This is a genomic window from Staphylococcus sp. GDY8P45P (genome assembly GCF_017892745.1).
Taxonomy (GTDB): Bacteria; Bacillota; Bacilli; order Staphylococcales; family Staphylococcaceae; genus Staphylococcus; species Staphylococcus cohnii.
The window spans coordinates 190385-203130 of sequence record NZ_JAESLS010000009.1 but is presented as its reverse complement, the minus strand read 5'-3'; the positions used below and the strand labels follow the sequence as shown (position 1 = coordinate 203130).

Below are 12746 nucleotides of genomic sequence, written 5' to 3'. Positions count from 1 at the left end.
GTTATTTCAAATCCACATTATGGAATACATTTTGTACATCCTCTAAATCTTCTAATGCATCAATTAATTGTTCGAATGTTTCTTGATCTTCTGCTGATAATTCAATATCTGACTGTGGTAACATTTCAAACTCCGCTACTTTAAATGTTTCAACACCTGATGCACGTAATGCATCTTGTACTTGCGCAAATTGATCAGGCTCAGCATATACAATGGTTAAACCATCTTCGTCAATGACATCTCTAACATCTATCTCTTGTTCCATTAAACTTTCTAAGACATCATCCGCTGACTTATCTTCAACACCAAATACGGCAGTATGTTCAAACATATAAGCAACAGAACCAGAAACACCCATATTGCCACCATTTTTACCAAATGCAGCACGAACATCAGATGCAGTTCTATTAACATTATCAGTAAGCGCGTCTACAATTATCATTGAGCCATTCGGACCGAACCCTTCATATCGCAACTCATCGTAATTTTCTTCGCCGCCACCTTTAGCTTTTTCAATAGCTCTATCTATAATGTGGTTAGGCACAGAGTATGTTTTTGCTCTTTCTAATGTTAATCTTAAAGCTTGGTTTGAAACTGGATCGGGTTCCCCAGATTTAGCTGCTACATAGATTTCTTTACCAAATTTAGCATAAATTCTACTCGTATTCTTATCTTTTTGGGCCTTTTTCTCTTTAATATTATTCCACTTACGTCCCATAATTTCATCTCACTTTCTAATTAAATGCGTAAATCAATACATCATATTATACAATATTTTCATTATATCACATAGATTAACATGCTACTTTGCTTATATTTTTATTGATTCTCTCAAGTAAGCTTAACTATTTTGTCATTTATTTAAAGCGAGTTTGAAATGTGCTTGCGCCAATGTAAACTTAACGTCGATGAATTATTACAACCTCAAACTATAACCGGACAAATAAGCGCGATCAAAATTATATCATTTTAATTGTAAAAAGGACTAATCCACAAAATATGGATAAGTCCTTTATATCGAGTATGAGATTAATACCTCATATTCGTTCACGCAATACCGTTATAATCTTTAATATTTGTAACTGAATAAGCGTTATCTTTATGTAATTATGCTTTTTTAAATATTTTAGTCTACCTGTGCTTCGATTTCATCTAACAAAGTTTGATACTTCGTATTATTCTCTTCCGTCATCGATAAAAACACTTTTCTCTCATCTTTTGTTGAACGTAATTTGCTTACACGATCTTGGTTAATTAATCGTCGAATTGATGCTAACACTTTTGTCCGGCTCAAATCGAGTTCAGTCGTCGCAATTTTTAAAAATGGTTGCATCAGCATGTTTTGCTGTCTACAATTTTGTTGTATTATTTCCAAAATAGCAATATCATTCATTGTTAATTTATATTTATTTTCTATATATGACATTACTCTATTATATTTTTTATAAATTTTTAATAACTGCGCCTTCTTTTCATCAGTCATTGTTGCTACACCTCCAAACGCTAGTAAGCAATACAATTTCATTATCTCTAAAAAAAGTAACTCTGTCTTTATCATTTATTTTTATAGCTTTGTCATTATTACGAACACCAGTAAATTAAATTTTGTAAAACATGTTAATTTGATTATATATTTCGGGCTCAAATGCTTATTTATAAATATCAATAATGTGTACAGTGTTATAATCGATAGCTACACTTAAAGATTTGTCATTAAATGGATGTTCAAATACATTAATTAGCGGCTTATTATACGCTTCTATTTTTTCTATAAATAAATCAGACCACTGGTATTTCTCACGTAAATTGCCTGGTATTACACAATTGATATTTCCATGCACATTGTTATAAGTCTCTTTAAAAATTAAATGCTTTTTTCTTAACTTTAAATCTTTAAAATTTATATTAACTGACATTTTTGTCGCATGACGATTCGATACTTCATTTTCCATAATTTGCCAATCGCTTATATAAACGCTAATTTTATCTACTTGGTCAATAATAGTATAAAAATCATGTTCATATACTTTATAGCGCGTTTTTTCTATCAAACGATGAAACATACTTCCGACCAATGTGCGGAAACCACTTTTATCATATAAGTATAAAGATTCATTGCCATTCATTTGCTGTATCAGATCTACACCGATACCTGAAAAATATTTTAATATTCTTTTAAAAACACCGACTAACAATGGTGGACTTTCAATAATATTCATTGACTCATCATGCACTAAAAAATTATTTCTTACATTTAATAAAAAATAATGCCTTTCCTCTAAACACATTTCTGACATTATTTTTCTTATATAATTAAATTTAAAGATTTCTTTCGTCAACAACATTTCATGAGAATCATTTAAATTTGGTGTTGAAAGCTTTTGATTATCTACACAATAGTAATCAAAACCAATTCTCTTTAACTGTACTTCCAACATTTTAAAAGTATCAGGTTCATTAAATAATTGGGTAATATCAATACCAAATTTCACATTTTCTCTAAACTGTCTGATTTTGATAATATTACGATAAATTTCCTTTATCGGCATTGTACTTAAGTCAAAACAATAAGTTATCTTATTAAGCAAATCCTGATTGAAGTTTGTGCTAGTTTGTAAATAAGTCGCATAAGGTCTACAAATCTGATTTAAATATATTTCAATGTCTTGACTTTCATAAACTTGAAGCACCAAATGTGCATTGTTTTTTATGATAAAGTCAATCGCTTTATATGTTTGTTGTTCAGAAATGTATTTTTGAAAAACTTTTACGTTTATATTGCAATAAATATAAACCTGATTGTCATTTTCAATCAAATAACTCATTTTAGGATCAGTATACAATTGGTATAACTCTGTTATTGTATAAATTTGAATGATTATAGACGAATTGCGATTATCCGAAAAATAATCAGAGCAAATAGTAATTTCATTGTTTTGCACATCACTATTTGCTAATTTTGTAGTAAGTTGAGATTTTACTTGATCTTTAAATGTGTCATCCAGTGTTTCATAAGGATAATATAAATTTTTATTGTATTTCGTAAGCTTACGATATTGATTGGGTGTATAACCGTAATATTGTTTGAATTTTTTACTGTAAAGTGCTGCGCTACTAAAACCATATAAGTCAGATATTTCTCCAATGGTATATTGACCATTCAATAACTCTTTCATAGATGTTGCCAATTTTAATGTATCCACATAAGTTTTAAAATTCATATCCAACTTACTATAAAATTGACTAGATATATTTGATTGTGAAATAAAAATATGATTGGCAATTGATTTTAACGTTAATGGTTGTTTCAAATTACGACTCACATAATCTAGTATTTCTCCAGTAATACCAAAATATGAGTTGTCTGTTTGCTGGGGTAAATAGTTCGAATCTACTTTAGCTTCATTAGCAATAATTTCAACAATTTTGACCATGTAATTTTCATAAATATCACAACTTAATGTATGGTTTAAGTAGTGTTTCGTTAACTCTATTAAAGATTTTGTTAATTGTGCTGTAGATTGAATCAACTTGGAGTTATATTGATAATCAAAAAATGAATAACCTCGTTCTAAAAACCAATCACTCGCAATATATAATAAAATTGTTGTTTCATTTCGTTTAATACTAAAAATTTCTGTATGGTTTACGATTAATACTTCTGTATCAATTTTTACATTAGCGGTAAATTGTTGAATCTCTAATACTCCCTTTATTGGCAGTAATAGTAGTAGGCCATCTGTTACACGTTTAGTAGGATAAAATTTTTTAGAAATAATATTTAAGCACTGTACTTCCATATTCCAACCTCTCTCATATTCAGTTACACACCATACACATAAAATCATTTTTATAAAAATGAATATTTCTTTAATATTTTCATCTTTTGAAAATAGAACATTCACTTTTTTAGTTTCAAAGTACATGTTTTATCATTACATAATTTTGAATATAATAATTTAATTTGTCAACATAATTTTTCATTCATCGTCCTTAATTCTAAACTTTTTATATTTTATTAATGATAAAATAAGTTGTTATATCACATTATTATATGATCATAAATTAAACCTCTCGTGACACGACGATCTTATCTAAGCTGAATATTATTCAATGGTCTTGCTGAAGTAACAATGATAATAAAAGTTAAGATAAAGGCAATAAACTAAAAAAACCGTAACTGAATTTTATAGAAATTCAGTTACGGTTTTCTTTTATTAGAATTTATAACTTACGGTTTGTAAATTTTTATCTTATATATTACTTTTTAAATTTGTTCGCTAGTCTTAATACATATTTGATAATGTGTAATAAATTGATGAATAAATTGAATCCCATTTCTCGTGGAGAAAACTGACCACGTTTCATACGATTAAAATCATATATAGTATATAATAAGAATAACAATAAACCTACTACTGTAATGATTGTATGGAATATTGGATTATGCACAAACATACCGATGATTCCAGCAACAATCAGTGCGACTAACGTAACAAATAAGTATTTACCCATACCTGCAGCGTTATCGACAATGAAATAGCCAATTATACCAAATGCGATAAAAGCACCTATTGCTAATAGCACATTTTTATAAAACACTTCTGGCCCTAAATTTTGTAAATAAGCTGTAAATGTAGCATAGGACAATAATCCGACAACTATGGCATATATATGTGAAATAACCAATCCATACTTACGTGCACGATTAGTTAAAACTGTAAATAATACTAATACGAGTAAGACGATAGATAGTGGCTTTCTCCATTCCATAGGTAAAAACTGTCCAAAATAACAGCCAATACCAAAAATAATCCAATAATAAACAAAGAATAACCATACTTTACCATACGCATGGGATTTGGATTTGTCCTTATTAGATTTAGATTGCTTTTGATTAATTTGTTGTGTTGATTCAGCCAACCAATTCACTCCTTAGATGTTATAACGTTTTACACATTAATTGAAATTTATTTGCTGATTTGTATAATCAAGGTGCTTAAACGTCGTTATAGTTTTGTTTTTGATTAAATGTATTACTTTCATTTTCACTATTCCAAGTTAAATCAAACATTTTATTATCAATTCTAAAAAGATATTTAAGTTAATTGAAATTTACACATTTTCAAATGTTACAAAGTAATAAATTTTAAAATGAATTCTAAAACTCAAACCCCGTTTAAAGTCCATAACAAAAGTATTTATTATGTTTACATACCAACGCACTAAAATGTTAATAATGTTACATCTCTATAACAATAAACACAAGTCGCCTATTTTTTGTTAGTATGTAACATGAATTCAATTAAAGAAAATCAATACAGATATATATAATTTGAAATGAGTTATTTATATAGGTGTGAGGAGGAGTTCTTTTGAAAAAGTTCGCATTTGCAGTAACTGCTGCTTCAGGTGCAGCAGCGTTTATTGCTAACCATGAAGCTGAAGCATCAACACAACATACAGTACAATCAGGTGAGTCACTATGGACAATCTCAGAACAATATGGTGTTTCAGTAGATGAGATTAAACAAAACAATAACCTCGATAACAATATGGTATTTCCGGGACAAGTTATCGAAGTTGGTGGAAGTGGTCAAAGCTCAAGTTCAAACACTTCTTCACAAACATCAGGTGGTTCTTCACATACAGTTAAATCTGGTGAATCATTAAACATCATTGCTAACAATTATGGTGTTTCAGTAGATGCACTAATGTCAGAAAATAATCTAAATGGTTATTTAATCCATCCAGGTCAATCACTTACGATTCCAAATGGATCAAGTGTTGGCGGTTCAGGTGGTTCTGGTAACACTGCTACACAAACACCTTCTACAGGTAATACTTCTGCTAGTGACGCTAATTTATATGATTGGGGTCAATGTACATGGCATGTATTTAATCGTAGAGCAGAAACTGGACAACCAATTAGTACATATTGGTGGAACGCTGATCACTGGGCTAACAATGCTGCAGCAGATGGCTATACAGTAAACAACACGCCAACTGCTGGTTCTATCATGCAAAATTATGAAGGTCCAATTGGTCACGTTGCATATGTTGAGCAAGTAAATCCTGATGGCAGTATTTTAATATCAGAAATGAATTATAATACACCTCCAGGTACAGTAGATTATCGTACAATTCCAGCATCTACTGCTTCTAGCTATAATTATATTCATTAAGATAACCAAAATGAATGATTAAAAAAGAGGAAGGACTTAAACCTCTTTATCAAACAAATATTACGTCAATTTCTATGGAAAACATATAGAAATTGACGTTTTCTTTTTCTCAATTTTCATCTCTTGACTCATTTTTTTGATTAGATAAGTATTCACTGCCTTCATCTAAATTGTGATCATATTAGATCAATATATTTATGAGTTAAATCTGTACTACTATTTCATTTAAATTGATACATATTTTTATCTTCTTTCCTTTTCTCTCCTCTACCCCTTTGTTTAATTATTTCATTAATCGCCTTTATCAATTGATTGATTCAACATAACAAATAACACCACTGCTTATTTTATATTATAATTTCGCCAGTGATTTGAGTCGACTTCTGTGGAAGTGCACATGATGAATACCGCTGTAAGACAATACCCAAGGAAAAGCACGCACAAAAAAACTGCCGACAAAATCAGAGACTTTGTCGGCAGACTGAAAGGATCAACCCTATTGTATTTAGATTAGTCCTTTATCTTAAGAATAAGATGTAGGTCTTAAACTCATTCTTAAATTTATTTAGTTATTTATTATTAACCATTGTTAATACTTATAAAACAAGATTGATTACAAAATATATTAAAGCGGCTAATAACGCAGAAATAGGTAATGTGATTACCCAAGTAATAATCATACGTTGTGCAGTATTCCATTTCACACCTTTAATACGGTTAGAAGAACCTACACCTAATATAGATGAAGACACGACATGCGTCGTTGAAAGTGGAAAATGCAATGATGACGCAACAAAAATAGTTAAAGCAGAAGATAAATCAGCTGCTGCACCATTAGCTGGACGTATTTTCATTATGTTTCCACCAACTGTTTTGATGATTTTCCAACCACCAACAGCTGTACCTAACCCCATCGCAGTAGCACAGGCAACCTTAACCCATAGTTGAGGCTCGGTGCTTGTACCTGTTTGGATATTCGCAACTATAAGCGCTAAAGTAATAATACCCATTGATTTTTGTGCATCATTTGTACCATGTGAAAATGATTGTAATGAAGCAGTGAAAATTTGGAAAAATCTAAAATTACGATTTGCTTTCGTAAGATTTGCATTTTTGAAAACTACTTTAACAATTGAATACATAATAAAACCAACACAAAACGCAATAACTGGTGATAAAAGTAATACAATTATTATTTTTGTAAAGCCTTGATAGTGTAATACAGCAAATGTACCTTGTGAAGCAATTGCTGCACCAGCGATTGAGCCAATTAATGCATGTGAAGATGAACTAGGTATTCCAAAAAACCAAGTTACTAAATTCCAAATAATTGCTGCCAAAATAGCAGCTAAAACCACAACTAGACCATTTTCTAATTTAAATGGATCTACAATATCTTTTGTTATCGTACTTGCAACTCCAGTAAATGTTAATGCACCAATAAAGTTCATAACTGACGCCAAAATAATCGCAGTTCTAGGAGTTAATGCACGTGTTGAAACAGCAGTAGCGACGGCATTGGCTGTATCATGGAAACCATTGATAAAGTCAAATATCAAAGAAAAAATAACGATAGCTACTGTGATAATCAAAATATATTCCATAAGTTAGGACTCCTTAGCTATTTTTCATTATTATTGTTTCAAAGTTATTCGCTACAGCTTGACATTTATCGGCAATTTCTTCTAGACTTTCATAAATCTCTTTGATTTTAATAAGTGTGATAGGATCTGTTTCACTGTTAAAAATATGTTTAATTGACTGACGTAATATGCCATCACAGTTAGTTTCAAATTCTTTAATATTAATAGAATGAATGCGCATGTGAGATAATTTTTTATCGACAAGTAAGCCTACTGCTAATTTCATTTCAGCAATAGCTTTTTGGATATTATCAACAAATTCAGCCATATATTCATCTGTATATTCTATAGAGTACATTTCAAACATTGCTGATGTTTCTTCAATTGCATCTAAAACATCATCAATAGCGTTACATAAAGAGAGGATGTCCTCACGTTCAATAGGTGTAATGAATGTTTGGTTCAAATCCGAAATCACTTGATGCATAAGCTCATCACCATGTGATTCGTATGTTTTAATATTATCTGAATATGCTTTAAGGTCTAAGTGTGTATTAAAATCCATTTTACCAAATTCAATTGCTGCACGGTCTAAGTTGAAAACCATTTCTTCAAGTTTCACCATGAACTTATCTTTTTTCTTGTTAAACATTCAAAAAATCCTCCATTTACAGTGACCAATACAATCACCTTCAATAAATTTAAAAAATTACATTCTTTTCTAGACAAATTAAAATTGGCAAGATTTACAATACACCCATTACTTTTTTGATTTATTAATATTATGTAAATGAGTATTTGCTTACTAGGTTTAAAAAATCTCACAAATGTTGATTTGTCCTTATTTGAAAATAGCACAAATTTAACAATCCTACAATTAAATTTACAAATTCTTAACATTACATTTTCGTTAAATTAATAATTGTGTGTATATCGTTCTGTCGTATTTATATTTTTCCAAAAATGATTTAGAAATTTATAAATTCATACATCAAAACGCACAATAGCAATAATTGCATAATTACAATTTATAATCAACAATTATTTTTCTATATTTCTCAAAATTAACATACACAAAATCATTCCAAGGTAGTGCTTATCTTTAAATTTATGAAAACAAATATTTTGGTCAAAGGTTTACTTAATACGCAATAACGTCAAACGCGAATATATTTTTTATTTTAATTACACTAAATATGAGTAATAACAAAAATGGCAATCCCTTTAGCAAAATTAGGGATTGCCACTTTGGCGCTAACCACGTAATTCATGTCTCAAGCTCCGCATTTTTACACTTTGTGTAAATTTTGATTCGCCATAGTCGATAAATACAATATTTAGACATCTTATTTGTCATCGCATTTTCATATATTGCATATGAACAGATTTAATAATCAGATAACCTTTCAACAATTTCGTTTTGGTTTGGAAAAACAAACTGTACTTTCGTTCCTTTATTGATTTCAGAATTGATATGAACAGTTATAGCTAATTTTTCTTTTACATTTTTCACCAGATATAGCCCTATACCAGAAGACGTCGTTTCATTACGATTTTTCGTTGAGGTGAAACCTTTATCAAAAATTCTTGGTAAGTCTTTTTTACTTATTCCCCTACCTTCATCCTTAATTTCCAACGTCACATGGTTTTCAATCAGCCTTCCACTTATATAAATTGTGCTATTTTCACTATATTTAATCGCATTAGAAAGAATTTGTCTTATCATCATTCGACACCATTTAGTATCTGTATATACTTTATAATCGTCGTCAAATTCAAGATCAAAACCAATGCCTTTCGCTTGGCTAATATATCTAGTAATCTGTATTTCATCTATGACTAAGCGTTTTAAATACACGTATTCATAATACATATCTTTATTTTGTGACTCTAATCGAGTCAAAAACAAATGTTTATCTAACATATCGTTGATACGTGTCCATTCAAATAGTAGTGCACGTCTTCTATTATCATCATTTTCTTTTTCAATCAATAATTTCAATGCAGTGACTGGTGTCTTAATATCATGCACGAAATCTGTTAACGCAGCTTCAGTAGATTTAATTTGTTGTTTTTGTTCAGTCACTAATTTTTTTGTGTCGTAATTTGATCATATAAATACTCTAACATCTCTTGTTGAAATGGCGTATCTGCCAGTGATTTATGCTTTAACGCTTCGGGTTCTATATTATCATCTAAGTGTTTATAAAACTTAACTTCTTTTAAGTATGTAAATAATAAAAAAATACAACTTAATCCTATATTTAAAATAATAATATATAAAACACTGTTTACATTTAAATCATAATCTAAAAAAGCAATACCTAAAAAAATGAATTGTAAAATGAGTAACCAAAATATCCAATTTTTCCGTGAACGGAGAAATAACCAAACCCATTTAATACTATCCATGAGCCATGTAACCCTTACCGATTTTAGTTTCAATTGCATCTTTCATATTTATATCTGCAAGTTTCTTCCTTAAACGATTCACATTTACAGTTAAGGTATTATCACTGACAAACGCCTCATCGTCCCAAAGTGCAGTTATCAATGTGTCTCTGGTTACAATTGTATCCTGTTTTTTTACTAACATCTCTAAAATAATCATTTCTGTTTTAGATAAGTATATGACTTGATCATCTCTATTAATACTATCTTTTGTAAGATCGAGTGTCGCTTCTTGCCAAGTTATGACCCTTTTCTCATCTATACTAAATTGATAAACGCGTCTATATATCGCTTGTAGCTTAGCAATTAAAATATTCGTATTAAATGGTTTTTGAACATAGTCGTCTGCGCCTAATTCCATGCTCATTACCTGATCCATTGGGTTATCTCTTGAGGATAAAAATAAAATTGGTGTATTTGATATTTCTCGAATCTTTCTCGTCCAGTAAAATCCATCGTATTTTGGTAGTTTAACATCCATAATGACAATTGCTGGATCCACCTCTTGAAACTTTTCTATTACAAGATTAAAATCATCGATACCATTAACATTAAAATCCCACTGTTCCAGCTCTTCACTAAGTTCTTTAAATAAAGTCATATCATCTTCCACTAATAAAATTTCCATAAACTCACCTCAACTATTTTGTATATTTTATATTTTCTCCAGAATTAATTCGACCTTGGTAATGCTTAATGCGGCAATCAATTTCAAATCCTCTCATCATTAAATCTTGGAAAGGTGATTGTAATAAATAATATACTGGCCAAGTTAATTTCGGGATATAATCAAACAGGTGTACGATGACTTGTTGACTACCTTTTAATTTGCGAAACTCTAATTTCCCCTGCTTTTTTAAATTAGGTTTTACAATACTACCACTTACAAGATACAACGTTATGATATCTTTTTCAGTCTTCACCTTACGTAGTACTAGTATAGGATTACGTTTATTTTTCATATAAACGATAAAATTATCTCCTTGTTCTGCTGTATGTAATAATGTTCCTTTCGTTTCATCTAACCATTTAAAATAATATGTTACCATTTGATTTAATGTCCAATTCATCGGTAATTGTATACTTAGCGCACTTCTTACATCATCGTATTTCGATGTTTGTAACTCAACTGCTACGTGTGGGCGTGCCACTTGTGCTGTCGTCTCTTCTACTTCAGTGCCATATGCCGATAAACGTCTTTTCGTTTCAACATCGAAACGACTACCGCTAATATATATAATCTTACTCACACCTTGTTTTGCTGTAGCTCTACCAAAATTATCTGCGGCTATCAAATTGATATCCCTAGCAGTTGCATGCGTTAATTTAGCAGAATGTTTGGTTGGGTCTAAATAATATATTGCAATGTCTATACCTTCCATAGCAGTTAAAACATCATTATAATTATAAATGTCCTTTTCAAGCCAAATAATTTCTTTATATTCTTTTTCTTTAGGATACTTAGACAATGTGTATAAGACCCCTTCATCTTTAATGGATTCAATTAGATTCTTTCCTATATATCCTGTGACGCCCGCAAGCAATATATTCGGTTTCATTATACGACACCCTTTATCATATATTTTTCTTATTTTAATTATTCCCTAGTAAATTCATGTTAATGATGTTAAGTTATACTATAACTGAGTTTTAAAAATTGGAAATGAGGAGTGGACATATATGGTTCATCAAATTCGAGAAATTGGTATCAACGATATAGAACCTTTTATAAAACTATTAAGTACAATCTATGATGAATCTGATTATTTGATATACAATCCTGGCGAGTACGCGCCCTCTAATACGGATGCTATCGCAACCTTAGAACATTATATAACTTCTCCTTCTAATGCAATTTATATTGCAGAAAACAATGGTGAACTTGTAGGATTTGCAATTGTCACTACCGAAAATTTCGAACGTACACGGCATGAAGCACATTTTTCTATGGGAGTTATAAGGCATTATCGCGAAAAAGGATTAGGACAATCATTAATTAATTCCATAGAAGCATGGTGTTTAAACCATGACATTCACCGTATTGAAGTTGAAGTCGTTCCCGAAAATACGACCGCTGTTGATTTATTTAAAAGTGCAAACTATCAAGTCGAAGGAGAACTTAAAGATAAACTGTTTATTGATCATCGATATTATAATAAATATATCATGGCTAAATTACTAATTTAATAGATTAAATGTAATAAGTTAGTAAACATTTCCTTAATTGCAGTTTAATCGTTTTTTGATAATTATCCAAATAACAACACATTCTGTTTGAAAATTTTAGCAATAAAATCATTATAGAATTATATATGATACCAAGACAAACTTAGCGCGCAACATCTTTTGATTGTCACTCCCAATACTTCTATTTCATTCTCAAACGTATAGTTAAAACAAACTAACAAATAAATATGAATCTATTCAATATTAATAAAAACACTTCCGTATGAATACATCTCATTTGCATTCAACGAAAGTGTTTTTTATTTCAAAATCTTTATAAAGTTGAGGTTATTTGATTCAA

General features: G+C 30.0%; 10 protein-coding genes and 1 pseudogene. 2 read left to right on the top strand and 9 right to left on the bottom strand.

Annotated elements, in window-relative coordinates:
- Position 1 precedes the first annotated feature (1 nt).
- From KA873_RS10820 to KA873_RS10805, 4 genes are all read right to left on the bottom strand, one after another.
- Positions 2–718: a YebC/PmpR family DNA-binding transcriptional regulator gene (locus tag KA873_RS10820; RefSeq protein WP_107384426.1), complete on the bottom strand. Its 717-nt coding sequence runs from the start codon at positions 716–718 to the stop codon at positions 2–4.
- Positions 719–1126: 408 nt separating this feature from the next.
- Complete coding sequence (locus KA873_RS10815; RefSeq protein ID WP_107386436.1) at positions 1127–1483, bottom strand: transcriptional regulator, SarA/Rot family; 357 nt, start codon at positions 1481–1483, stop codon at positions 1127–1129.
- 166 nt (positions 1484–1649) lie between these two features.
- Positions 1650–3800: a helix-turn-helix transcriptional regulator gene (locus tag KA873_RS10810; protein WP_210140351.1), complete on the bottom strand. Its 2151-nt coding sequence runs from the start codon at positions 3798–3800 to the stop codon at positions 1650–1652.
- A 460-nt stretch (positions 3801–4260) separates the two neighbouring features.
- A complete protein-coding gene (locus KA873_RS10805; RefSeq protein ID WP_210140349.1) occupies positions 4261–4923 on the bottom strand; it encodes a Bax inhibitor-1/YccA family protein in 663 nt (220 codons plus the stop codon).
- 452 nt (positions 4924–5375) lie between these two features.
- On the opposite strand from KA873_RS10805, the gene KA873_RS10800 reads away from it, so the two are divergent.
- Complete coding sequence (locus KA873_RS10800) at positions 5376–6185, top strand: LysM peptidoglycan-binding domain-containing protein (protein ID WP_107385293.1); 810 nt, start codon at positions 5376–5378, stop codon at positions 6183–6185.
- Between the two features lie 596 nt (positions 6186–6781).
- On the opposite strand, the gene KA873_RS10795 is transcribed toward KA873_RS10800, so the two are convergent.
- From KA873_RS10795 to KA873_RS10775, 5 genes and pseudogenes are all read right to left on the bottom strand, one after another.
- Positions 6782–7789 carry an inorganic phosphate transporter gene (locus KA873_RS10795; protein WP_107385966.1) on the bottom strand — a complete coding sequence of 336 codons (1008 nt, stop codon included), beginning with the start codon at positions 7787–7789 and terminating at the stop codon, positions 6782–6784.
- Between the two features lie 13 nt (positions 7790–7802).
- Complete coding sequence (locus tag KA873_RS10790) at positions 7803–8420, bottom strand: DUF47 domain-containing protein (protein ID WP_019468170.1); 618 nt, start codon at positions 8418–8420, stop codon at positions 7803–7805.
- 735 nt (positions 8421–9155) lie between these two features.
- Positions 9156–10180, bottom strand: a pseudogene (locus KA873_RS10785) (sensor histidine kinase).
- On the bottom strand, positions 10173–10847 hold the full coding sequence (locus KA873_RS10780; protein ID WP_107505318.1) for a response regulator transcription factor: 675 nt from the start codon (positions 10845–10847) through the stop codon (positions 10173–10175). Before KA873_RS10780 ends, KA873_RS10785 begins: the two are co-directional and overlap by 8 nt.
- A 13-nt stretch (positions 10848–10860) precedes the next feature.
- Positions 10861–11778 (bottom strand): NAD-dependent epimerase/dehydratase family protein, encoded by a 918-nt coding sequence (locus KA873_RS10775; protein ID WP_107385316.1) that lies wholly within the window; start codon positions 11776–11778, stop codon positions 10861–10863.
- A gap of 121 nt (positions 11779–11899) precedes the next feature.
- Here KA873_RS10775 and KA873_RS10770 point away from each other — a divergent pair, with 121 nt between their 5' ends.
- Complete coding sequence (locus tag KA873_RS10770; RefSeq protein ID WP_107385315.1) at positions 11900–12406, top strand: GNAT family N-acetyltransferase; 507 nt, start codon at positions 11900–11902, stop codon at positions 12404–12406.
- The last annotated feature ends 340 nt before the right edge of the window (positions 12407–12746 follow it).